Origin of the sequence: Prochlorococcus marinus XMU1419, assembly GCF_017695955.1 — a bacterium.
GTDB lineage: Bacteria > Cyanobacteriota > Cyanobacteriia > PCC-6307 > Cyanobiaceae > Prochlorococcus_A > Prochlorococcus_A marinus_AD.
The window spans coordinates 275,011-298,357 of sequence record NZ_JAAORO010000001.1 but is presented as its reverse complement, the minus strand read 5'-3'; the positions used below and the strand labels follow the sequence as shown (position 1 = coordinate 298,357).

The window sequence follows — 23,347 nt, the reverse complement described above, 5'->3', positions numbered from 1 at the left end:
TCCTTGTAACTCCAGTAATGCAAACTAATTTGCCCAATTTTTGCAAGAAAATAAATTTATTTACAAAAATCCCTCAAAGACTAAAAAACCCTTACTATCGTGTTGTTTAGCTGTTTATTCAGCATAGTTACTAGAAATTAACCGATGGGATTGCCTTGGTATCGAGTTCACACAGTAGTTATTAACGACCCAGGTCGACTACTAGCGGTGCATCTTATGCATACTGCATTATTAGCCGGCTGGGCCGGTTCAATGGCTCTTTATGAATTAGCCATTTTTGATCCTTCTGATGCTGTTCTCAATCCAATGTGGAGACAGGGAATGTATGTTATGCCTTTCATGGCAAGACTTGGTATCACAAGTAGTTGGAACGGATGGGATATCACAGGTGCTACAGGAGTTGATCCTGGGTTCTGGAGTTTTGAAGGGGTGGCAGCGGCTCACATAGTATTTAGTGGGTTATTAATGTTGGCCTCAATTTGGCATTGGACATACTGGGACTTAGATCTATGGGAAGATTCAAGAACTGGTGAGCCAGCTCTGGATCTTCCAAGAATCTTTGGAATTCATCTTCTTTTAGCCGGGCTTACATGTTTTGGATTTGGAGCATTCCACTGCGCAAATGTGGGGATTTGGGTATCTGATCCATACGGATTAACTGGGCATGTAGAGCCTGTGGCTCCTTCTTGGGGAGTTGAAGGATTTAACCCATTTAATCCAGGCGGAATTGTTGCTAATCATATTGCAGCTGGGCTAATGGGTATCATTGGGGGAATCTTTCACATTACCAATAGACCAGGTGAGAGACTTTACAGAGCACTCAAACTTGGAAGTCTTGAAGGAGTATTAGCAAGTGCTTTGGCAGCAGTATTGTTTGTATCCTTTGTTGTCGCAGGTACAATGTGGTACGGTTCAGCAACAACTCCAGTTGAGTTATTTGGCCCTACGAGATATCAATGGGATTCAGGATATTTCAAAACTGAAATCAATAGAAGGGTTCAAGCTGCCATAGATAATGGTGCCACTAAAGAAGAAGCATACGCATCTATACCAGAGAAATTAGCCTTCTATGATTACGTTGGGAATAGCCCTGCTAAAGGAGGATTATTCCGAGTTGGAGCTTTAGTAAATGGTGATGGTTTACCAACTGGATGGCAAGGTCATATTGCTTTCCAAGACAAAGATGGCAATGAACTAGAAGTTAGAAGAATACCTAATTTCTTTGAAAACTTCCCAGTCATTCTTGAAGATAAAGAGGGTAACGTCAGGGCAGACATCCCATTTAGGAGAGCTGAAGCTAAGTATTCATTTGAACAAACAGGCATCACTGCAACTATTTACGGAGGAGACTTAAATGGGCAAACATTTACTGATCCTGCAGTGGTGAAAAGATTAGCTAGAAAAGCGCAACTTGGAGAAGCCTTTAAGTTCGACAGAGAAACTTATAAATCTGACGGTGTATTCAGAAGCTCCCCAAGAGCATGGTTTACATATGCTCATTTATGTTTTGGATTGCTATTCTTGTTTGGCCACTGGTGGCATGCTTCAAGAACTCTTTACAGAAATTCCTTTGCTGGTATTGATGCTGAGATTGGTGACCAAGTTGAATTTGGTTTATTCAAAAAACTTGGTGACGAAACAACAAGAAGAATCCCAGGAAGGGTTTAAATTAAACTTTATTACTTAATCTTATGGAAGCCTTTGCTTACGTTCTCATTTTAACTCTCGCAGTTGTTACCTTATTCTTTGCTGTCGCCTTTAGAGATCCCCCTAAATTCGATAGAAAATGAACTTAAGTAAAAAACCTCTTTAACAAGAGGTTTTTTACTTTTCATAATTAAAATATTAATCTACTATTAGAGTTAAGTTTGTTTTTTTTCACTACATGCAGTGTCCAACCTGTCAAAACACAGATAGCAGAGTTTTGGAATCAAGATCTGCTGATAGTGGTAAAAGTGTTAGAAGAAGAAGAGAATGCTTAAATTGCACATTTAGATTTACAACCTATGAAAGAATAGAAACAATGCCTGTCTCAGTTATTAAAAAAGACGGAAGTAGAGAATTATTTGACAAACAAAAACTATTGACTGGGATATCACGAGCTTGCGAAAAGACTACCTTCACTAGTGAAGCAATCGTTAATTTTGTAGATGGAATTGAATCACAAATCGTTCAAGATTCTAATAAAGATATTAAATCTTCAAAAATTGGAGAGTTAATTCTTAAAAGCCTTAGAAAAGAAAACGAAGTGGCATACATAAGATATGCTTCAGTGTATAGAAAGTTTAATGGAGTTAAAGATTTTATCTCTACTCTTGAATCCCTAAAAGGAAGTTCAAAAAACCAATTAGCATCAATTTCATAAAATCAGCATCTTAAAGTGTAGAATATTTATCACAAATGTTTTTGCTATTGGTTTGCAGGCTAGTAGCATTCCTTTCTAACTACCTTAGGTAGTCTGCGATGCAACAAATGAACGAAAATTCTTCCCAAACCATTAAAGAACTTTCTGAAGATAATGAAATTAAAAATTCGTCTGGATTAGATAATGATTCAGCATTCCAAGATGAGGAAGATTTATCATTTGAAAAGAGCGAAATTCCTTCAGCAGATTCTTCCTCTAGCAGAACAAATGCGGATTTTGATAATGCAGGATTCACACAAGAAGAATTTGCCTCACTTTTAGGAAAGTATGACTATAATTTTAAGCCTGGTGATTTAGTAAAAGGCACCGTTTTTGCTCTAGAACCCAAAGGGGCAATGATAGATATAGGAGCAAAAACAGCAGCATTTATGCCCGTTCAAGAGGTTTCAATAAATAAAGTGGAGGGACTAAATGATGTTTTACAACCTTCAGAAAGTAGAGAATTCTTCATAATGAGTGAAGAAAATGAAGATGGACAATTAGCACTCTCTATTAGAAGAATTGAATATCAAAGAGCATGGGAAAGAGTTAGACAATTACAAAAAGAAGACGCCACTATCTATTCTGAAGTTTTTGCCACAAATAGAGGCGGGGCACTTGTAAGGGTAGAAGGCTTAAGAGGTTTCATACCAGGTTCTCATATTAGTGCTCGAAAAATTAAAGATGATTTAGAAGGTGAATACCTACCTTTAAAATTTCTTGAGGTTGATGAAGAGAGAAACAGATTAGTACTAAGCCATAGAAGAGCCTTGGTTGAGAAAAAAATGAATAGACTTGAGGTTGGAGAAGTTGTTATAGGTTCAGTTAAGGGTATCAAACCTTACGGAGCCTTTATAGATATTGGAGGTGTGAGTGGTCTATTACACATTTCTGAGATCAGTCATGAACATATTGAAACTCCTCATAATATTTTAAATGTAAATGATCAAATGAAAGTTATGATAATTGACCTTGATTCAGAAAGAGGGCGAATTTCATTATCTACTAAAGCACTTGAACCAGAACCTGGAGATATGCTAACCGATCCCCAAAAAGTTTTTAGTAAAGCGGAAGAAATGGCAGCTAAATACAAGCAAATGTTATTTGAACAGACTGACGATAATGAAGAAATACCCGCAGCTTCAGCTGAAACGGTCTAAATTTTTTTTATTTGTTTTGTACACTAACACCGAAATTTAAACCTAATTAATTTTTTTGTATGAGTTTTTTAAAATTTACAATAATTGATTTGTAACGATAATCTAATTTAGGATTAAATCTAATTTTAAAATTATTTGTTAATGAGTGATTTCATTTTCACTTCAGAATCTGTAACTGAAGGTCATCCTGACAAAATATGTGATCAAATTAGTGACGCTGTTTTAGATGCCTTATTGACAGAAGATCCAGAAAGCAGAGTTGCTTGCGAAACTGTTGTTAATACGGGTCTTTGTTTACTTACTGGAGAAATAACTTCAAAAGCAAAAGTCGATTACATAAAACTTGTTAGAAATGTAATTAAAGAAATTGGATATGAGGGCTATAGAGCAGGTGGTTTTGACGCAAATAGTTGTGCTGTTTTAGTAGCACTAGACGAGCAATCACCAGACATTTCACAAGGAGTAAACGACGCAGATGATGTTAACGATGATTTGAAAGATAATACCGGAGCTGGTGACCAAGGAATAATGTTCGGCTATGCCTGCGATGAGACGCCTGAATTAATGCCCTTACCTATTAGCTTGGCTCATAGATTAGCCATTCAACTTGCCAAAGTGAGGCATGAAGAAGTCCTTAATTATTTACTCCCTGATGGTAAAACCCAAGTAAGCATTGATTACGAAAACGGTTTACCAGTTTCTATTAATACGATTTTAATTTCAACTCAACATAATTCTGAGATTGATGGAATAACAAATGAAGAAGAAATTCGTCAAAGGATAAAAGAAGATTTATGGACTCATGTTGTAATTCCTGCTACTGAAGATTTAGAAATCAAACCAAACATTAGCAAAACGAGATTTCTAGTAAATCCCACCGGAAAATTTGTAGTAGGCGGGCCTCAAGGAGATGCGGGGCTCACTGGTAGAAAGATCATTGTAGATACTTATGGTGGATATGCAAGACACGGCGGAGGGGCATTTTCTGGTAAAGATCCCACAAAAGTAGATAGATCCGCGGCTTATGCAGCACGTTATGTAGCTAAAAGCATAGTTAAGGCAAAATTAGCAAAAAAAGCAGAAGTACAATTAAGTTATGCAATTGGAGTAGCAAAACCAATTTCCATTCTCGTGGAAACTTTTAATACAGGTGTTATTTCACAAGCTAATTTGACTGAGCTAATTAAAGAGCACTTTGATTTAAGACCCGCAGCAATAATAAAAGAATTTAACTTAAGAAATCTACCAAAAAAAATGGGAGGTAAATTTTTTAGAAAGACTGCATCCTATGGACATTTTGGCAGAAGAGATCTTGAGCTCCCTTGGGAAAATGTGGAAGAAAAAGCAGCCAGATTAGCAGAGGCTTCCAAAATCTTTTTATAAAATATTATTCTATGCCTGATAACTTTTATGGAGGGTTAGATTTTGGAACCAGTGGCGCAAGAATATCAATAATTAATCTTCATCAGAAATTAGTATATTCAAATTCAGTACCTTATTCATACAGCTTTAAAAATCCAAATTCTTGGATTAATTCTTGTGAGAATCTTTTGGTTAATTTACCTTTTGAAGTAAAAATTAACCTTAATAAATTGGCCATCTCCGGCACCTCAGGAACTTTAACAGCATCCAATTTAAGAGGAGAGCCGCTAGGTGAAGCAATCCCTTACGACCAAGCATGTATTGAACATGAAAACCTTCTTGAGTCCTTAGCCTCTGGAGAAGATCATCTACGGACTCCCTACAGTAGTCTTGCTAAAGCATTAAAACTAATAGATAAATATGGGACAAATATACTTTTAAGACATCAATCTGATTGGATAACTGGTTGGTTTTTAAAAGATTGGACTCATGGAGAAGAAGGTAATAATCTAAAACTTGGATGGGATCTAAAAAAAGAATCTTGGCCAAAAAGCTATCTCAATACCTCATGGCAAAAATGCCTACCTCAAATAGTAAAAAGTGGAAAAATTGTTGGACAAGTAAATTTTGATTTAGCAGAGAGATTTAACTTGAATAAGAAATTAATATTAATCTCAGGCACCACTGACTCTAATGCAAGTTTAATAGCTTCAGGTCTAGGAAAAGAAGAAGGTCTCACAGTTTTAGGAACAACAATTGTGGTTAAAAAATTTATTGATAAACCTATAAAAAAACAGGGAATTACAACCCATAGAGTAAACGGCGATTGGATATGTGGAGGAGCATCAAATGCGGGATGCGGCATCTTGTCTCAGTTCTTTTCTGATTTAGAAATAAAGGAACTCAGTCGACAAATTAATCCATCGAAAAGAACTTCTTTAGATCTTTTACCTCTTAATAGTAAAGGAGAGAGATTTCCTGTTAATAATTCTAATTTAGAGCCGATACTTGGTCCAAGACCAGTCAGTGACTCACTTTATTTACATGCATTATTTGAGGGGCTAGCTAAGATCGAATTGAAAGGGTGGGAAAAACTAGGCAAACTCACAGGTTCACTTCCAAAAAAAATTATTACTATTGGTGGAGGTTCAAAAAACCCTCAGTGGAGAAAAATAAGAGAAAAAATTATCAATATACCAATAGTTTCATGTAAAAAAACTACTTCATTTGGCACTGCCTTATTAGCGATTAATGCAAAATAATAGTTTTTAGGATATTTGATGAAGATATAAAATTTTTAATGAAAAGGGTTTCACAAACTACACATCGTAATTTAGAGTATATAGGTTAGAGCCGGGATAGCTCAGTTGGTAGAGCAGGCGACTGAAAATCGCCGTGTCCCCAGTTCAAATCTGGGTCCTGGCACCTTTAAAACCCTGTCCATGACAGGGTTTTATATTTTCTAGGCATATAGAAACTTTCTTATTTATTTAATTTTATTTTTAAAATTCAGAATTTTCAGTTTCTAGTCTGCAGACTTGACCAATAACACCCAAAATCAGTTTATCTCCATTTGGATCTTGCCAATCTGCTAAATCATTGAAATTACTATTTATTTCATCTATGGAGACATCAACGTCTCTAAATGATTTTTCAAAACAATTTATATCCATTGTATAGAGTATATCCTTAGTAATTTCACTTTTTGTTTTGGGGATAAATTTACTCAATATTCTCACGGAACCATCCTCATTTCTTTTAATACTTTGTCTATCCCATAACTGTTCTCCATATTCACTTTTGGGAACTCCAACCCATTCATGAGATAAAGCATTTGATTGTTTTATTGAGATACTCAAGGAAACAATTATGGAAAGGACTAGACCAAAGCTATTTCGAATAAATATAGAATTAAATTTATTATTGGAATTAACCATTAATACGTCTGAAATACAAAAATTTTTTATCGAGAGTAAATATAAGTTTAAAAATTTGTAAAAATTTTTATTGATTAGTATTTCTATTATAGATACAATCGAATATTAAATTGAGAATTTACTTTCAATAAATTTACTAAAAAATAATGAATAAAATACAGAAATTTCTTTCAGTAGTTTTTTTTATAGCAATATTTGTTGTATTGATTTATTTAATCCAAAATTATGGGATTGAACCCCTTAGGAACAAAATAGAAAGTATGGGGATTTGGGCTCCTTTTGGAATTTTCATACTTAGAGGAGTAAGTATTATTTTACCAGCTCTTCCAAGTTCAGCTTATTCTCTACTAGCAGGCTCATTACTAGGATTTCAAAAAGGTTACATGACAATAATCTTTTCTGATATCGTTTTTTGCCAAGCTGCTTTCTTTATCGCAAGAAATTATGGGCGAGTCCCTGTAAGGAATTTGGTAGGCCCCAAAGCGATGAAAAAAATTGAAAGTTTTAATCAAAACCAACTCGAAGAAAATTTCTTTCTAATGACAGGTTTACTTATGACTGGTCTTTTTGATTTTCTAAGCTATGCAATTGGTATTGGAGGAACCCGCTGGAAAATATTTACTCCAGCATTATTAATAAGTCTTCTAATAAGTGATTCAATATTAGTAGCTGTAGGAGCTGGTGTTAGTCAGGGAGCAGGATTATTTCTAGGAGTAGCTCTTTTGGGAATGTTTGCATTAGCTACTATTTCAGGATTAGCAAAAAATAAAATACCTAAATAACAAAACAGTTAAAAATTCTGAAATCAAAAAATAAAGATATGACATTTTTGCAAACAAAAACTATATGAATAAGAATTCATGCAAGAATAAGAATCGATTAATTTTTTAAAGCTCTTAGATGACTCCATTTAGACCAACTTCACATGATCGCCCTGGAGAACAAATATCAACCACGCCTTCTGGATTAAAAGTAACTTCTGCAAAGAGATTAATGGTGGATTCAATGGTAAGAATGATTCAAAAAGCAGAAAATCATTCCGTAGAAGATAAACTTGACGAAGAATCTAACAACAATTAATCAATTCATTGATGAAAGTATAGGAGAGTGGAAATCCATAAGAAGTTCTCATACTTTAGCTTTTCAAGAATTTGAAAACTCAACTAGTAAAATATATATAAAACATATCAATTCAAAAAATAAAAAAGTTATTGAAATTTTTAAAAATTACAAGTTAAGTTTAAACGTAGAGAGCATAGCCATTTCTATAAAATGGCAAGCTATTAGTGATTGGGAAGAAAATGATATGAATGAGGGAGATGAAACTATTTTGATATTTTTGCCCAAGGATGATAATTCAGGAATTGTTTTAAGAAATAAAGGTTATACAGAATCCTTTATTTCATCATCCAATTATTTTGTTGATGAACAAAATAACTTAAACATAAAAACGATTTATAAATCAACTGTTTCCGAAGAAAGAATTTCCTTTTTATCCACTCATATAAGATCCAGATTTTCTATAGTAAGAAACCTAGAAAATAACTCAGTAATACAGACGTCCCATACTTCAGAGATAAGGAATTTAGCTAGTTTAAAAGATTAATTATCCTTTCAAATTGAAACTCTGTTTCAGATATTAATTTGGGAAGAAAACCTTTGTTTCCACGCATATTATTAACTGTTGAATTCAAATCAGAGATTGTTGCATCTCGCATTAATTCAAAAACCCTTCTTGCATTTCTTAAAGGTACCCCAAGAGCAAGATAAGTATTTTTAAGATCCTTCAAACAACTTTTTTCTAAAACTGATTCGTCATTAGAAATTAAAAGATAAGCGACAATCCTTAGGATTATTTCTCCATCTCTTAAACAAACGGACATCTTGTTAGTTGTATTTAAAGATACTTTTGAATTAAGTGAATCTTGATTTTCGCAAATCATTGATGTTACAGCGTCTGCTGCGATTGCATGTGAATTATTGGTTATTGAGGTTATTGCATCTAATCTTGCGTTTGCACTATTAATGAATCTTTTTATATTGCTTAAATCATTTAATTTCTTATCGGCTGACAATAGTTGATTATTTTTTGAAACTGACATTCCAGAAGTAAAATTTAAAGTTAGATTTTAAGATTAGTACAAAGACAGTAAAAACAATACAATTATAAAATTAACGCAACGCTTCTTAATTAATAACTTCATTCCAAAGTGATAGTTGAAATAATTTAAATAAAAAAATTTTTTCCGCTAAGATGAGATTACTTTTTAATAAGATTTTGGATCAGCAAGATTTAAAGTTATCAAAAAAAATTATTTCTTCTTACAAAAAAAGATTAGAAAAAGAGATTTTTGAAAGAAGTATGAAATTAAGAATGCCTCAAAACAAATTTGAAGAAATAATTAATAACAATAATGAACTTATTAATTTAAAAAAAGCTTTAGAACAGCTAGAAACAGAATCTGAACCTCAAAGTAAAGTCTGACTCTTGAAAAAATCTTACAAAAGTGTCTCAAACTAACAATTTCCTTTTTAATTCTCTAAACAATGAACAACTTCAAGCAGTAAAGCATGTTTATGGACCACTTTTAGTTGTAGCAGGTGCAGGCAGCGGAAAGACAAAAGCTCTAACCCACAGAATTGCAAATCTTATTGAAAACAATTCTATAGATCCTTATAACATTCTTGCGGTAACTTTTACTAACAAAGCTGCTAAAGAAATGAAAGCAAGGTTAGAAGTTCTTCTAGCACAAGAATTAGCTTTTAATCAATTTGGGCAACCATGGTCAACTCTAAAAGAAGTTGAGCAAAATCAGCTAAGAACAAACGTTCATCAAGACAGACTTCAAAACCTTTGGATAGGTACTTTTCATTCTTTATTTTCAAGACTTCTTAGATACGATATTGAAAAATATAATGACCCAGAAGGATTAAAATGGACTAGACAATTTTCAATTTACGATGAAACAGATTCTCAAACATTAGTAAAAGAAATTATCACTCAAGATATGAATCTTGATCCCAAAAGATTTGATCCCAAAAAGATTAAAAGATTAATAAGTAATGCTAAGAATCAATGCCTTACTTCGAATGATCTTCTAGAAACAGCAGATAATAATTTTGATAAAACAGTCGCAGAAGCCTACAAGAGATATAGGATTTCGCTTTCAAAAAATAATTCTTTAGATTTTGATGATCTTCTACTTTTGCCTGTTTTCTTATTGAGGCAAAATGATGAAGTCAGAGATTACTGGCACAAAAGATTTAAACACATTCTAGTTGACGAATATCAAGATACAAATAGAACACAATATGAACTTATAAAATTAATTACTGCTGGGAATACTGAACCAAAAAAATTCTTTAATTGGGAAGATCGTTCAATTTTTGTAGTTGGGGATGCTGATCAAAGTATTTATAGTTTCAGAGCCGCTGATTTTAGAATTCTAATCGGTTTTCAAGAAGATTTTAAAACCTCACTTAATGATGATACAAAATCATCTTTAATTAAATTAGAAGATAATTATAGGTCATCTTCTAATATCCTTGATGCTGCAAACTCACTAATTGAAAATAACTCTGAAAGAATTGAGAAAGTTTTAAGGGCTACTAAAGAAAAAGGGGAGCTTTTAAAGTTACTCAGCTGTGATGATGAAATTTCTGAAGCAGAAGCAATTACCAATAAAATAAAATCGCTCAATAATTATAATCAAAACCCAATTTGGAAAAATTTTGCAATCTTATATCGAACAAGAGCTCAATCAAGGGTATTAGAGGAATCTCTTGTAAGATGGCGCATTCCATATACAATTTTCGGAGGATTGCGTTTTTACGATAGAAGAGAAATTAAAGATGCAATAGCATATTTGAAAGTTCTTGTTAATTCTGCAGATAACGTTAGTCTTTTGCGTATCATAAATGTTCCTAGAAGAGGCATTGGTAAGACTACTATTCAAAAACTTAATGAACTATCTAACAGGTTAAATATTCCATTATGGGAGGTTCTTAATGATAAGCATAGTCTTGAAGAAACAATAGGCAGATCATCAAAAGGAATTAATAAATTTACTGAAGTTATGAATGATCTAATTTGTTATCTAGAAAATTCAGGCCCTGCTCAACTACTACAACTAATCTTAGAAAAAAGTGGTTATTTAAGTGACTTGCTAGCTAGTGGGACTGAAGAATCTGAAGATAGAAGAAATAACTTACAAGAACTAATAAATGCAGCTACTCAATATGAAGAAGAAACAGAAAGTGGAGATGTAGAAGGATTTCTTTCTACAGCAGCCTTAACAACTGATAATGATACGAAGAAGAATAATCCCAACTCCGTAACTCTTATGACTCTGCACAATAGTAAGGGTTTAGAATTTCAAAATGTTTTTATCACTGGACTAGAACAAGGTCTCTTCCCAAGCCATAGATCAATAGATACTCCCTCCCTTCTTGAAGAGGAAAGAAGATTATGCTACGTAGGTATTACTAGAGCTAAAGAAAGAGTTTTCTTGAGTCATGCCAGAGAAAGAAGATTATGGGGTGGAATGCGTGAAGCAACAATTCCTTCAACATTTCTTTCAGAAATACCTGAAGATTTAATGGATGGCGAATTACCACAAACTGGTGGTGCTTCAATTAGAAGAGATTGGCATCTTGATCGTTTAACAAGAGTTGATCGAAACAATCCACATGAATTCGTTAACAACCCAATAAATGCAGTAAGGAAATTATATTCAGGACCCAGTAAAGGGAAAAGCTGGATAGTTGGAGATAAGCTAATTCACTCAAAATTTGGGAGAGGTGAAATCATACATATTTTTGGGAGTGGGGAAAAAATATCTTTAGCAGTAAAATTTGGTAATAAAGGAAGTAAAATTTTAGATCCCAGATTAGCTCCAATTCGTTATGTAAGTTAAAACTAATGAACGATATCTCTGATTATATCCACACAGAATTAATCAAAACTCCATTTAATTTATATAACCTAATTACTAAATACATAGAATCTAATAACAATATTAAAGTGGCTTTTGTTGGCGGTTATTTAAGAGATTTATTAATAAGTAAATTCCATAAAAAATCTTTTTCTAAACCTGTAGATATAGATCTTGTTATTGAAGGTTCCTCTATCTCTCTGGCAAAATTTATAAAAAGAAATGTTATAAATGTAGATTTATGTTTAATCAAGGAATTTAATTTATACAACACAGTAGAAATAAATATTAATGACTATAAAATTGATATTGCCTCTGCAAGAAAAGAGATTTATTCTTCACCAGGCTTAAATCCTAAAGTAACTAATAGTACTATTGAGGATGATCTTAAAAGAAGAGATTTCACGATAAATTCAATAGCATTCGAGGTCTCGCAAAGGAAAATCTATGATCTTTATGGAGGAATTTCAGATATAAAAAGCAAAAAATTGAACCTACTTCACAGTAAAAGCATTTCAGATGATCCAAGTAGATTAATTAGATGTGCAAAATATGCTTCAAGGTTAGATTTCAATATTTCAAAAAATTCTCTCACACAATCTCAAGAAACAGTTAGACAATGGCCATGGAAAAGTTCAGAAACTCATCAGAAAATGATTTACCCTCCTGCACTCGGCATAAGAATAAGGATGGAACTAGCTGAAATATGCAAACATGATAATTTGAATAATGTAATTTCGATAATTCATAAATGGGAAATTATCTCAATCTTAAATGAAAATATTAAAGTCGATAAAAGGTTTTTAAGAGGACTACATTGGATTCAAAAGTTGAATGGAAATTATATGCTTTACTTGTTAAAAGATTCAAAAGATTTAGAAACAGCATTTCAAAGATTTTTGATAAATAATAGTGAGATAAAAATATTAGAAGATTATTCAAATATAAAAAAGATATTAAAAACCAACCCAAAAAAATTCAATCATTTTTCGCCATCAAGTTGGACAGAATTTATTGAGGACAAAAACCTTAATGATGAGACTGTCAAATTATTAATTTGTGATGGAGGTCCATACTGGCGTAAATTGTTTAAGTGGTTATTTATTTACAAATTCATAAAATCAAAAAAAGATGGAGAAACATTAAAAAAAGAAGGATGGGATCCAGGGAAGGAAATGGGAAAGGAAATCAAAAGATTAAGATATCTGGAAATTGACAAATTAAATTGAAATTGATTACATTTTTACAACTTCTCCTACCTTGTACCATTTATCTTTAAGATAATTCTCATATTTACGATTACAACTAATCAGCAAGGGGCCGCATGTTTGAGGATCTAATAGTAATGATATTCTCTCGTTAAAAGTCTCTTTATCAAATAAATTTTCATTTAAAAAATTAATTATTCTTTTTTGCTGATTTCCTTTATAAATTTTGTCAAAAATTTCTTTATTAGATTCAAAGAAAGTACTTTTAACATCTTTTCTTATTAGATCAAATACTCCAGGATAAGCTTTAAATGCAAATAAATCTAATAAAACTTTTAATGGCTCAAGATTATTTCTTTCCCTATATAAATTAGATGATTCAACCATTTCTTTAAGATGTCCAATAAATCCATATCCAGTAATGTCAGTCGCAGCATTGACTAATGATTCTTTAAATTGATCTTGAAAAAGATAAATTTCATCAATCAAATATTGTTGACTCTTTAATAAGTTTTTAATTATTTCAGAAGAGCTACCTAGCATATTAATATTTTGCATTTGACCTGCAAGGCAAATCCCAACGCCAAGAGGTCTAGACATCATAAGAATATCTCCATCATTCATTCCAGATTTAAGCCATGGTTTTGCTCCATTTTTCAAAATGCCTTGGACAGTTAAAGAAATATCTATTCCTAAAGAATAAGGTTTATTTACTAAACTTCTTGCCTCGAAAGTATGGCCTCCAAGTAATTCACCTCCATTATCCTCAACTGTTGATTTAATACCTTGAAGGGATTGAGAAAAGAGGTAACTCTGAAATTCCCTTTCAACTTTTGGTAATGATATTAAAGCCTGCGCGGATGAAAGTTTTGCTCCGCATGCCCACAAATCTGAGCAAGCATGCAAAGTAGTAATTTTTGCATTCAGCCAAGGATCACTTACTAAAGCAGGAAATCCATCTAAACTTTGCAAGATAATATCTTTACCATTTTGATAAATCTCAACTGAATCTTCAGGGGATGAAGCAAAAGAATCTAAATTAGAATTTATTAATGATTTATTCAAAACAATCTGAGGAATTTTAGCTGCACAACCCCTGCAATCATTTAATGAAATATTTTTTCCACTAACTTTCATAATTAGCCTTTTTGATCTGAACTTCTTAATAAAGTTCAGATCAATTTTATGCTTTAAAATCCAAAAAATAAAAGAAGGGCCAAAAACAAAATTGCGATAAATAGCAAAAGCCTTTTGATGATGGCTTGGAAATATGTTAACTATTTGTAATCCGATCTTTTGAGGAAACCACTTTTTTAATGATTCTCCTTCTATATCCTTTTTTAAATTTTTGACTAATGTATTTACAGCCTTAACTGCAAAGACTCCCGATGGTGGTCTTTTTGCTGAATCTACAACAGCGCAATCACCTGCAGCAAAGTTCTCGGAAAAACTTTTCAACTGCAAATTCTGATTTGTGATTATTCTGCCATGAGAATCCGATTCTAATAATTTTTTTTGTATCCATAAAGGAGATGTATTTCCAGTACATAAAAGAATCTTTCCATAATCAAAATTAAGATTTTGAACTAAATCAATATTAGAATTCCGTAAACTCTTTAGAATTTTATTATTAATTTTTCTTGAATCACATAATAATTTTAAAGATCTACCTCTCCATCTTTTTCTCAAAGCATATGATACTTCAATTGCTGCAAGGCCACTTCCAACTATTACAAATGGAAGTTCATTAATTGAATCGAAAATATCCTCTTTTTGTATTAAATCATATGCCCTCAAAAAAGGTTTAATTGTAAAAGCATTTTGCTTTTTAACTAGTGACTCAAATTCTCTTGGAATTATTGTTTGGCTTCCATAATTAAGAACCAACTTCGAATAATTAATTGAGGGTCTGTTACTTAAAACAATTTCCTTTAAATTAAAATCAATATCCTTTACTTCTTCTTCTACAAAAGATACTTCTGCATTTTTTGCTAAAGATTTTATATCAATCAAACTCTCTTCTAAAGAAATTGATTTTGAAAGCACCGATGGAAACATCGCCGAATAAACCAAATGAGAATCTCTAGATATAATTGAAACAGGAATCTCTGGCATTAATTTCGTACACATTAACCATTTCTTAATTAAAAGAACATTTGTGTGTCCTCCTCCAATTAGTACTAGATGATTAAAAGTCATTTACATCACGATGAATAAAGAACATTTATTACCGATTGAAAAATCAAGATTAGGGATAATTGGTGGGAGTGGATTTTATTCAATGGAGCAAATAGATTATTTAAGAGAAATAGAAATCAATACTCCCTATGGTAAACCTTCTGATTCAATAAGAGTATATAGTCTTGGAAATTTAGAGATAGCATTCATTCCTAGGCATGGAAGAACACATAGATTAAATCCTACTGAAATCCCTTACAAAGCTAATATTTGGGCCCTAAGATCAATAGGAGTAAGATGGATTATTGCTCCATCAGCAGTTGGTTCATTACAAGAACAGATAAGGCCGCTTGATATAGTTGTGCCAGATCAATTTATAGACCGGACAAAAAATAGACCAGCAACATTTTTTAACGAGGGAGCTGTAGCCCACGTAACTATGGGGGATCCCTTCTGCACAAATTTATCCCGTATATTAAGTGAAATAGGAGAAAAAAATATTCCTGTTGGTAGACAATTGCATAGAGGCGGTACCTATCTAGCAATGGAAGGTCCTGCTTTCTCTACAAGGGCAGAATCTAATTTATATAGAAGTTGGGGATGTTCAATAATAGGAATGACGAATCATACAGAAGCAAGATTAGCTAAAGAAGCTGAAATAGCTTACTCCTCATTGTCAATGGTTACTGATTATGATTGCTGGCATCAAACTCATCAAGAAGTTTCTGTAGAGATGGTTTTGGATAATCTTAGATCGAATACTGAAGTGGCTAATAAGATAATCTTCGAAGTAGCTAAATTAATTGAAAAAGAGAGACCAAAAAGTAAGTCTCATTTTTCATTAAAAGATGGATTAATAACAAAAAAAGAAAATATCCCAAGTTCTACTGACAAGAAACTAAGGATATTTACTGATTCTTATTAGGCTAATTAGATATAAGTGATTATAAGCTCCAGGCAAACAGTTTGTTAACCTCCAGCTCCAACTCCTTGGTATGAGCCATAGAAGAAAATTCCTAAAACGAAGATAACTGCAATTCCACCTGCTGTAGCAACGAGCCATAGAGGAAGAGTTCCCTCAGTCCATCTCCTTTCCCATGCAACTGCTGGTCTACCATCGGGAAGTCTATCTGGAATTCTTCCATCAGGTCCTTTTAATTTACTCATAGTTTTAATTTAATTGAAAAAGTAACTGGAAAATAAAATTCCCAATACAAAGACTGATAATAAGCCTAAATAAAGGCTTGTACGATTAAGTTCAACTGGAACTTTGTTAGGGTTTTCGTTTACTTGCATGATAGTTAAATTTATCTGGCTACAAATTGCATAGCAGCAATAGAGCCTAAAAAGAATACTGATGGAATAGCTAAAGCATGAACTGCTAGCCAACGAACAGTAAATATTGGATAAACGCGGACTTCCGCAGCCTGCATTGGAGCTTGAGAATTAGTCATTGTTATTTTGTTCTTAAATCTAGTTGAGATTTAGCTTCATACCTTTGTGTTACGACAGGCGCTTTAGATTCTGATGATTGGAAATAACTATCTGGACGTGGAGTCCCGAAAGCATCGTAGGCTAAGCCTGTATATACAAATAAGAAGCCTGCTATAAAAATAGCTGGTAATGTTACTGCATGAATAATCCAGTACCTAATACTGGTGATTATTTCAAAAAATGGGCGTTCACCCGTTGAACCTGCGGCCATAATCACAAATGTTTACCCTATGATCTTACAGTGTAAAATCATAAGTTCGCGAAGAAATTAACAGCTTGGTTACAGACAGTTGCTAAATCAGTCAAAAATTAAGTTTTTTTTACTATTTACTCTAGTTATTCAAACTTAACTCTTCCATTTAAGGATATAGCCACGTTCGCCAAGTACAAATCCTTTTTGATTATCCAAAACCTCCTTATCAAGGAAAACTATTTTAATGTAGTTTGTTGGCAATTCAGAAGCGATAGGATCTTTATTCCAAGTTTTACCTTGATCTTTACTTACTATTAAGGTGCCATTACCTCCTCCAGCCCAAATATCACCATTAGGATCCCAACCCATATCAAGATAGTTGTATCCATTTAGAATAGGTATTATAGGTTTCGACCAATCTTCTAGGTCATTCATATCTTCGTTAAATCTAATTTCGGCCCCTCTAGAAAGCATCCATAAACTTCCTTCTGGATTAAAACCAATACTTTGAACTCTTTTGCTGCTGGCTCTTTGATGAGCTATCCATGCATCACTATCCTTTTCTAAAGTTGAAAAGAAATTACCCAGACTACTTACGCTGACATAATCTCCTTTATTAGTTCTTCTTAAATCTCTTACACCTCCAGAACCAGATGCGTCTACAACTTTTGCATTCCATGATTCACCACTATCTGATGTTTCATAAATAGCACCTGCAGTGGTTGCTAATTCTGCAACACCAGCATCAACAGTCGTTATTAGAAATGGTTGGCCTGGTAATTTGTTACCAAGAGATAAACGTGTCCAATTCTTTCCCGCATCAAGTGTATGCATAACTAATGAAGGCTGACCTATTAACCATCCCTCTTCACCTTTAAAATCAATATCTAAGAGACGAAAGTTCTCTTCACTTGGTAAATCTAAATTTCTTTTTTCCCAAGTTTCTCCTCCATCATTAGATTCCATAATAAGTCTATTAGAACCTACCAAAAATCCATTTTTATCATCTATAAAATCAACATCTAAAGCATTAGCCTGGTCCTCAAACTGAATTGTTTTCCAAGGACTGCTATCATTCGTCTTTACTCCTGTAGATGAACAACTGCTCAATACAAAACAAAGGACAAATGATAAAAGAAGATTGGGAATACTAGTAATAATTTTTTTCATTTATATATACTAATGCAAAGAGTACAAAGAAAGAAACATAGCAGCAGCAAACGCCAGCCCACCAAAAATCAATATGTTTTTTTGTCCAGGAGGTAAACTATTAAAACCAAACCCATAAACTAAATTTTCTTCAAAGCCACTAGGTTTAGATTTGGGACCTATATCTTTATAAAAATTTTTACCAGCTCGACAAACAGGGCAAGCGAAGGTATTCCCATCTAACTCAGAAAAAGGAGTATTTTTAGGAATGTTTAGTTTTTTATTTCCTTCAGACGGATCATAAATATATCCACAACTTCTACATTCGAATCTATTTTGTTCTAGATTAAGAACAGGTTGTTCAACATTTACACCTGAGGAATTATCAGAAAGTTTTTCTTTCTTAAAGTCTTCAACTATTTTGTTTTCCTCAGAGGTTGGTTGAATGTTTTCACTCACGGTTTATTATTATTCTTTAAGAACTTTAAAAGATTTTGCTTAATTAAGCGACTTTTATTCAAAATTAATTTTTTAAGATGTTTTTATTAACTGGCTATGAATACTTTTTAGGTTTCCTTCTAATTGCCGCAGCTGTCCCTGTATTAGCTCTAGTTACTAATCTCATCGTTGCCCCAAAAGGCAGAACAGGGGAAAGAAAACTTACATATGAATCCGGAATGGAGCCTATTGGAGGAGCATGGATTCAATTTAATATTCGTTATTACATGTTTGCCTTGGTTTTCGTTATATTTGATGTTGAGACAGTATTCCTTTATCCTTGGGCTGTTGCCTTCAATAGGTTAGGCTTATTAGCTTTTATTGAGGCTTTAATCTTTATTGCAATACTTGTTATTGCCCTAGCATACGCATGGAGAAAAGGTGCTTTAGAATGGAGTTAAAAAATTGAATCCACAATTATCCCCAAAAGCAATAAGAGAAATTCGAGAAGGAACTTGTAATCCTCTTGGTGCACCCCAAGTTACTACAGATTTAAGCGAAAATATTATATTAACAAGCTTAGACGATCTTCATAATTGGGCTAGGCTAAGCAGTCTATGGCCTCTCTTGTATGGAACAGCTTGTTGTTTTATAGAATTTGCTGCTTTAATTGGATCTAGATTTGATTTTGATAGATTTGGATTAGTACCTAGAAGTTCTCCAAGACAAGCTGATTTATTAATAGTTGCAGGAACAGTAACAATGAAGATGGCTCCTGCCTTAGTGAGGCTTTATGAGCAGATGCCTGAACCAAAGTACGTTATTGCTATGGGTGCTTGCACAATTACAGGGGGCATGTTTAGCGCAGACTCTACTACAGCCGTCAGAGGCGTTGATAAATTAATACCTGTTGATCTATACCTTCCAGGATGTCCACCTAGACCAGAAGCCATTTTCGATGCTGTAATAAAACTAAGAAAAAAAGTTGGTAATGAATCAATTTTAGAAAGAACAAAAACAGAACAAACCCACAGGTACATAACAGTTGATCATGAAATGAATCTTGTTTTCTCTGAAAATAATGGTGAATATCTAAATAAAACTCCCACGAAAGTTATTCCTTCCTCCCAAAAAGAAAATATAAATGAATTAAATGGTATCGTCGATAAATCTAAAATTATTAACACTGATCAAGATTAATGGAAAAAGACGGTTTAGCAAAATCCTCAGATAATTCGATTGAAAAAGAAGGATTTATAAGTCAAGCTTTATCTAAAGATGGAATTCCAAACGAATCATTACCTAATGACCACTTAGGAATAGAAAATATTTCTTTAGAACCTAGCAAATTATATGAGGCCGTATCAGCTCTAAGAAATTATGGATTCAACTATCTTCAATGTCAAGGCGGATATGATGAAGGGCCAGGTAAAAATCTTGTCAGTTTTTACCATTTTATAACCGTTGATGACTTACAAAATATCGAAAAGATTAAAGAAGTTAGATTAAAAGTCTTCTTAAAAAGAGATTCTGATTTATCAATTCCTAGTTTGTATAAAATTTTTAAAGGAAGTGACTGGCAAGAAAGAGAAACATATGACATGTATGGAATAAATTTTATTGATCATCCAAATCCTAAAAGACTTTTAATGCCGGAAGACTGGAGAGGATGGCCATTGAGAAAAGACTATATTCAGCCAGATTTCTATGAACTTCAAGATGCTTATTAGTTTATTTTTTTTAATTTTCGATATATGAACATAACGGCTCTTGCTAATCTTCTCGGATCATGTCTAAGAGTTGGTGTAATTCTTTTTGAGTACAATGGAGCTTGCAGAACATAATAACCTTCAGATAATAATTTTTCTCTATTACATTTGACAGGTTCTGCTCCTCTACTTTCGTAATAGTCAACTAATGGAGACTTTTCAAATTTATTCTGAGATAAGATTGCGTTAAAAATCCTAGTGTTAACTCCAAAATTAGATAATTGTTTTTCTATTGATTTAATATGTTGATATACATCAAGACCATCTGTTTCTCCAGGCTGAGTCATCAAATTACTTATGTAAATTTTCGGAGAATTACTCTGTAATAAAGCATCGACTATTTCAGGAACTAACAAGTTTGGTAATAAAGAAGTATATAGACTGCCTGGACCAAGAACAATTAGATCAGCTTCCTTTATAGACTCTAAAGCGCTCGGTAGAGCGGAAGGATTTTCTGGTAGATAACCAATCCTTGAAATTAATTTTTGAGATTTGCTAATATTGCTTTCACCAAAAATTTTTTCGCCATCCTCTAATTCAGCCCATAACATGACATCAATATTTGTTGCTGGCAATACCTGACCTTGTACAGCTAAGACCTTACTAGATGCTTGCACTGCTTTTTCTAAACTACCTGTAATTGTTGTTAAAGCTGACAAGAATAGATTTCCAAAACTGTGACCTTCAAGACCAGTTCCTCCAGAAAATCTATATTGAAATAATCTAGTTAATATTGGTTCTTCATTTGATAAAGCCGCCAGGCAATTTCTAATATCGCCGGGAGGTTGCACACCTAATTGTTTTCTAAGAATTCCACTACTCCCACCATCATCGGATACGGTTACGATTGCTGTAATATTGCTGCTGTAATTTTTTAAACCTTTTAACAAAGTAGATAACCCCGTCCCTCCACCAATAGCAACAATATTTGGACCTCTATTTAACTTACTCTTAACTCTTAATGCATCCACTAAAAATGTATTTTTTTCTGGAACAAGCGCTTTTTGAATAGAATTAATGCTTCTATTTTGTCCAATCCCAATTAGTAAAAGTCCAATCACAAAAATTAAAGGTCCCAATAACGCGACAGGTAAGACATTTGTTAAGCCTGTCATTAACCAAAAAAATACTTCAATAAGCCAATAAACTGGTCTTAAATTTGTCCATACAGCGAGGCCTAATAATGAAGTTAAAAAACCTATCGCAGATGTAATCATCCATCTTTTTATTACCAGTCCAGGCAAAAGCCAACTCAAAATTCTTAAGATTTTATTCAATAAAACAAAATTAGACTTTTTAATATACTTGTAGTATTTTCTTACCTTATTTTTACGCCTATTCATTAAAAACCTCTTAAATTATTGTCTTCAAATTTAGAATCGTTATATATTCATTATAAATCAATTTCACACATCCTTTTTTTATTTCCCAAAAATAGGCAAAATGTAATAGAAGATGACTTTCCATTAAATCAGGTTTTGAAAAAAACAAATCATGCAGTTAAAACAAAAAACCTTTCAATAAGCTGGGGGGAAGTTAATGTACTTAATGATCTAAATTTTGAACTTAATGACGGAGAGAAATTAGCTATTGTTGGCCCTTCAGGTTCAGGTAAATCAACAATTTTAAAAATATTAGCTGGTCTCCTATTACCTACCAAAGGTGAACTAAGAATAAATGGTGAAAAACAAATCTATTTGAGATTAGATCAAATTAATCCTCCTGATGTAAGACTAGTATTTCAAAACCCAGCTTTATTGGGGTCTTTAACTATTGAAGAAAATGTAGGTTTCCTACTTAAAAGAAATAAAAACTTATCTAAAAAGTTAATTCATGAAATTGTACTTGAATGTTTAGCTGAGGTAGGTTTATTTAATATTGAAAATAAATTTCCAAATCAATTAAGCGGAGGAATGCAAAAAAGAGTAAGTTTAGCCAGAGCATTAATTACAGATCAAACTCTTAATGCGAAGAGTAAACCCTTATTACTTTTTGATGAACCAACTGCAGGTCTTGATCCAATTGCCTCATCAAGAATTGAAGATTTAATTAATAAAACAAACGATAAAGCAAATGGATCATCTATTGTTGTAAGCCATGTTATTAGTACTATAGAGAGGACCTCAGATAAAGTATTAATGCTTTACGGGGGCAAATTTAGATGGGGAGGTTCCATTGATGAATTTAAAAAAAGCAATGATCCCTATGTCTTTCAATTTAGAAATGGGAAACTTAATGGCCCAATGCAACCCATAGACATTTAGAAATTATGCGTAGAAGCTTACGAGATTCAATAGTTGGATTTTCCTTACTTGGGGGAATTTTGATATTCACATTATTTTCTTTTTGGCTAAGAGGGGTAAGATTATCTTCAAAAAATTGGTACCTTTTTGCTGAATTCAATAACGCAAGCGGTTTATCAAAAAAATCTCCAGTTACCTATAGAGGTATCTTAGTAGGATCAATAGAAGATATCTTATTCACAAATGAATCAATTCAGGCAAAAATAGTTTTAAATAATCATGACATTGTTCTTCCTAAGCCAGCATTTGCAAGGGTAGTAACAAATTCTTTCCTTGGAGGAGATGTTCAAGTTGCTTTAGAAACTAGTGAAAAATCAATTCCTAAAAACATTGCGAAACCTGCTTCTGAAAAATGCAACACTAAAATAATTGTTTGTCAGGGAGATATTATCACTGGTAAACAACTATCAAGTCTTTCAAATATTACAAATAAAATAAATCAACTTTTAAAAGTATCAAATCAAGAGAACTTAATTGAGAATATCGTTAAATCAATTGACCAATTCGATCAAACACAAGAAAACCTCGATGAATTAATTTTTTTATCGAAACAAGAAATACAAAGAATTAAACCATTAATTAAAGAAATTACAACTGCTGCAAATCATTTAAATAACATTTTGTCTACTATCGATGACAAAGAAACTCTTAATGACATTAAATTAACAATCAATGCTGCGAAATCTATCTCCAGCAAATTGGACGATATGAGTGATGATTTTGAAAAATTAACGAAAGATAAAGAACTAACAAAATCTATCAGAGATTTAACTATTGGACTTTCAAAATTCTTCAATGAAATTTATCCATAAGTCATA

The 23,347-nt window shown here is 32.8% G+C and carries 28 protein-coding genes and 1 tRNA gene; 19 read left to right on the top strand and 10 right to left on the bottom strand.

Going from position 1 to position 23,347, the window contains the following annotated elements:
* Nucleotides 1–144: 144 nt before the first annotated feature.
* From psbB to HA151_RS01590, 7 genes are all read left to right on the top strand, one after another.
* The gene (gene psbB, locus HA151_RS01620) at nucleotides 145–1,668 is read left to right on the top strand and encodes a photosystem II chlorophyll-binding protein CP47 (protein WP_209105807.1); all 1,524 of its coding nucleotides are present in this window, start codon (nucleotides 145–147) and stop codon (nucleotides 1,666–1,668) included.
* Between the two features lie 23 nt (nucleotides 1,669–1,691).
* The gene (locus tag HA151_RS01615) at nucleotides 1,692–1,790 is read left to right on the top strand and encodes a photosystem II reaction center protein T (RefSeq protein ID WP_011131951.1); all 99 of its coding nucleotides are present in this window, start codon (nucleotides 1,692–1,694) and stop codon (nucleotides 1,788–1,790) included.
* A 95-nt stretch (nucleotides 1,791–1,885) separates the two neighbouring features.
* The gene (gene nrdR / locus HA151_RS01610; RefSeq protein ID WP_209105806.1) at nucleotides 1,886–2,365 is read left to right on the top strand and encodes a transcriptional regulator NrdR; all 480 of its coding nucleotides are present in this window, start codon (nucleotides 1,886–1,888) and stop codon (nucleotides 2,363–2,365) included.
* A 107-nt stretch (nucleotides 2,366–2,472) separates the two neighbouring features.
* Nucleotides 2,473–3,564, top strand: coding sequence for a 30S ribosomal protein S1 (locus tag HA151_RS01605; RefSeq protein ID WP_209105805.1), 1,092 nt, complete (start codon nucleotides 2,473–2,475; stop codon nucleotides 3,562–3,564).
* Nucleotides 3,565–3,705: 141 nt separating this feature from the next.
* A complete protein-coding gene (gene metK, locus HA151_RS01600) occupies nucleotides 3,706–4,947 on the top strand; it encodes a methionine adenosyltransferase (RefSeq protein ID WP_209105804.1) in 1,242 nt (413 codons plus the stop codon).
* An 11-nt stretch (nucleotides 4,948–4,958) separates the two neighbouring features.
* The gene (locus HA151_RS01595) at nucleotides 4,959–6,188 is read left to right on the top strand and encodes an FGGY-family carbohydrate kinase (protein ID WP_209105803.1); all 1,230 of its coding nucleotides are present in this window, start codon (nucleotides 4,959–4,961) and stop codon (nucleotides 6,186–6,188) included.
* Nucleotides 6,189–6,278: 90 nt separating this feature from the next.
* Nucleotides 6,279–6,351: transfer RNA gene (locus HA151_RS01590), tRNA-Phe, on the top strand.
* A gap of 77 nt (nucleotides 6,352–6,428) precedes the next feature.
* On the opposite strand, the gene HA151_RS01585 is transcribed toward HA151_RS01590, so the two are convergent.
* Nucleotides 6,429–6,863: a hypothetical protein gene (locus HA151_RS01585; RefSeq protein WP_209105802.1), complete on the bottom strand. Its 435-nt coding sequence runs from the start codon at nucleotides 6,861–6,863 to the stop codon at nucleotides 6,429–6,431.
* A 146-nt stretch (nucleotides 6,864–7,009) separates the two neighbouring features.
* On the opposite strand from HA151_RS01585, the gene HA151_RS01580 reads away from it, so the two are divergent.
* From HA151_RS01580 to HA151_RS01570, 3 genes are all read left to right on the top strand, one after another.
* The gene (locus HA151_RS01580; protein ID WP_079323367.1) at nucleotides 7,010–7,645 is read left to right on the top strand and encodes a TVP38/TMEM64 family protein; all 636 of its coding nucleotides are present in this window, start codon (nucleotides 7,010–7,012) and stop codon (nucleotides 7,643–7,645) included.
* A gap of 118 nt (nucleotides 7,646–7,763) precedes the next feature.
* Nucleotides 7,764–7,943: a hypothetical protein gene (locus HA151_RS01575; RefSeq protein WP_025924164.1), complete on the top strand. Its 180-nt coding sequence runs from the start codon at nucleotides 7,764–7,766 to the stop codon at nucleotides 7,941–7,943.
* The gene (locus tag HA151_RS01570) at nucleotides 7,918–8,469 is read left to right on the top strand and encodes a phycobiliprotein lyase (RefSeq protein ID WP_209105801.1); all 552 of its coding nucleotides are present in this window, start codon (nucleotides 7,918–7,920) and stop codon (nucleotides 8,467–8,469) included. Before HA151_RS01575 ends, HA151_RS01570 begins: the two co-directional genes overlap by 26 nt.
* Here HA151_RS01570 and HA151_RS01565 read toward each other — a convergent pair.
* Entirely contained in the window at nucleotides 8,453–8,965 is a 513-nt protein-coding gene (locus tag HA151_RS01565; RefSeq protein WP_209105800.1) for an R-phycoerythrin subunit beta, read from the bottom strand. The two genes, HA151_RS01570 and HA151_RS01565, sit on opposite strands and share 17 nt — an antisense overlap.
* 152 nt (nucleotides 8,966–9,117) lie before the next feature.
* Between HA151_RS01565 and HA151_RS01560 the strand changes: the two genes are divergently transcribed.
* From HA151_RS01560 to HA151_RS01550, 3 genes are read left to right on the top strand one after another with little or no spacing between them, the layout of a single operon-like run.
* Nucleotides 9,118–9,348: a hypothetical protein gene (locus HA151_RS01560; RefSeq protein ID WP_245151543.1), complete on the top strand. Its 231-nt coding sequence runs from the start codon at nucleotides 9,118–9,120 to the stop codon at nucleotides 9,346–9,348.
* Between the two features lie 22 nt (nucleotides 9,349–9,370).
* The gene (locus HA151_RS01555; RefSeq protein ID WP_209105799.1) at nucleotides 9,371–11,779 is read left to right on the top strand and encodes a UvrD-helicase domain-containing protein; all 2,409 of its coding nucleotides are present in this window, start codon (nucleotides 9,371–9,373) and stop codon (nucleotides 11,777–11,779) included.
* Between the two features lie 5 nt (nucleotides 11,780–11,784).
* A complete protein-coding gene (locus HA151_RS01550; protein WP_209105798.1) occupies nucleotides 11,785–13,026 on the top strand; it encodes a CCA tRNA nucleotidyltransferase in 1,242 nt (413 codons plus the stop codon).
* Nucleotides 13,027–13,032: 6 nt separating this feature from the next.
* Here HA151_RS01550 and selD read toward each other — a convergent pair whose 3' ends face one another.
* Nucleotides 13,033–15,204 carry a selenide, water dikinase SelD gene (selD, locus tag HA151_RS01545; protein WP_209105797.1) on the bottom strand — a complete coding sequence of 724 codons (2,172 nt, stop codon included), beginning with the start codon at nucleotides 15,202–15,204 and terminating at the stop codon, nucleotides 13,033–13,035.
* A 10-nt stretch (nucleotides 15,205–15,214) separates the two neighbouring features.
* On the opposite strand from selD, the gene mtnP reads away from it, so the two are divergent.
* A complete protein-coding gene (gene mtnP, locus HA151_RS01540) occupies nucleotides 15,215–16,108 on the top strand; it encodes an S-methyl-5'-thioadenosine phosphorylase (protein ID WP_209105796.1) in 894 nt (297 codons plus the stop codon).
* A 44-nt stretch (nucleotides 16,109–16,152) separates the two neighbouring features.
* On the opposite strand, the gene HA151_RS01535 is transcribed toward mtnP, so the two are convergent.
* The 6 genes from HA151_RS01535 to HA151_RS01510 all read right to left on the bottom strand — a co-directional run bounded on the left by HA151_RS01535 (nucleotide 16,153) and on the right by HA151_RS01510 (nucleotide 18,478).
* A complete protein-coding gene (locus HA151_RS01535; RefSeq protein WP_011375864.1) occupies nucleotides 16,153–16,350 on the bottom strand; it encodes a photosystem II reaction center protein J in 198 nt (65 codons plus the stop codon).
* A 9-nt stretch (nucleotides 16,351–16,359) separates the two neighbouring features.
* Nucleotides 16,360–16,479, bottom strand: coding sequence for a photosystem II reaction center protein L (locus tag HA151_RS01530; protein ID WP_002806119.1), 120 nt, complete (start codon nucleotides 16,477–16,479; stop codon nucleotides 16,360–16,362).
* Nucleotides 16,480–16,490: 11 nt separating this feature from the next.
* Nucleotides 16,491–16,637, bottom strand: a complete 147-nt coding sequence (gene psbF, locus HA151_RS01525; RefSeq protein ID WP_011375863.1) for a cytochrome b559 subunit beta — start codon at nucleotides 16,635–16,637, stop codon at nucleotides 16,491–16,493.
* 2 nt (nucleotides 16,638–16,639) lie between these two features.
* Nucleotides 16,640–16,888: a cytochrome b559 subunit alpha gene (gene psbE / locus HA151_RS01520; protein ID WP_002806020.1), complete on the bottom strand. Its 249-nt coding sequence runs from the start codon at nucleotides 16,886–16,888 to the stop codon at nucleotides 16,640–16,642.
* A gap of 135 nt (nucleotides 16,889–17,023) precedes the next feature.
* Nucleotides 17,024–18,040 (bottom strand): photosynthesis system II assembly factor Ycf48, encoded by a 1,017-nt coding sequence (locus HA151_RS01515; RefSeq protein WP_209105795.1) that lies wholly within the window; start codon nucleotides 18,038–18,040, stop codon nucleotides 17,024–17,026.
* Nucleotides 18,041–18,049: 9 nt separating this feature from the next.
* Nucleotides 18,050–18,478: a rubredoxin gene (locus HA151_RS01510; RefSeq protein ID WP_209105794.1), complete on the bottom strand. Its 429-nt coding sequence runs from the start codon at nucleotides 18,476–18,478 to the stop codon at nucleotides 18,050–18,052.
* A 77-nt stretch (nucleotides 18,479–18,555) separates the two neighbouring features.
* On the opposite strand from HA151_RS01510, the gene HA151_RS01505 reads away from it, so the two are divergent.
* The 3 genes from HA151_RS01505 to HA151_RS01495 are packed head-to-tail and all read left to right on the top strand — an operon-like array spanning nucleotide 18,556 to nucleotide 20,187.
* Complete coding sequence (locus HA151_RS01505; RefSeq protein ID WP_011817786.1) at nucleotides 18,556–18,918, top strand: NAD(P)H-quinone oxidoreductase subunit 3; 363 nt, start codon at nucleotides 18,556–18,558, stop codon at nucleotides 18,916–18,918.
* A 4-nt stretch (nucleotides 18,919–18,922) separates the two neighbouring features.
* Complete coding sequence (locus HA151_RS01500; RefSeq protein ID WP_209105793.1) at nucleotides 18,923–19,657, top strand: NADH dehydrogenase subunit K; 735 nt, start codon at nucleotides 18,923–18,925, stop codon at nucleotides 19,655–19,657.
* A complete protein-coding gene (locus tag HA151_RS01495; protein WP_209105792.1) occupies nucleotides 19,657–20,187 on the top strand; it encodes an NAD(P)H-quinone oxidoreductase subunit J in 531 nt (176 codons plus the stop codon). The genes HA151_RS01500 and HA151_RS01495 overlap by 1 nt, the downstream gene beginning before the upstream one ends.
* Here HA151_RS01495 and HA151_RS01490 read toward each other — a convergent pair.
* Nucleotides 20,184–21,569 (bottom strand): gluconeogenesis factor YvcK family protein, encoded by a 1,386-nt coding sequence (locus HA151_RS01490; RefSeq protein ID WP_209105791.1) that lies wholly within the window; start codon nucleotides 21,567–21,569, stop codon nucleotides 20,184–20,186. The genes HA151_RS01495 and HA151_RS01490 overlap by 4 nt on opposite strands.
* A gap of 135 nt (nucleotides 21,570–21,704) precedes the next feature.
* Here HA151_RS01490 and HA151_RS01485 point away from each other — a divergent pair, with 135 nt between their 5' ends.
* Entirely contained in the window at nucleotides 21,705–22,490 is a 786-nt protein-coding gene (locus tag HA151_RS01485) for an ABC transporter ATP-binding protein (protein ID WP_209106123.1), read from the top strand.
* Nucleotides 22,491–22,495: 5 nt separating this feature from the next.
* Nucleotides 22,496–23,341: an MlaD family protein gene (locus HA151_RS01480; protein WP_209105790.1), complete on the top strand. Its 846-nt coding sequence runs from the start codon at nucleotides 22,496–22,498 to the stop codon at nucleotides 23,339–23,341.
* Nucleotides 23,342–23,347: the final 6 nt, after the last annotated feature.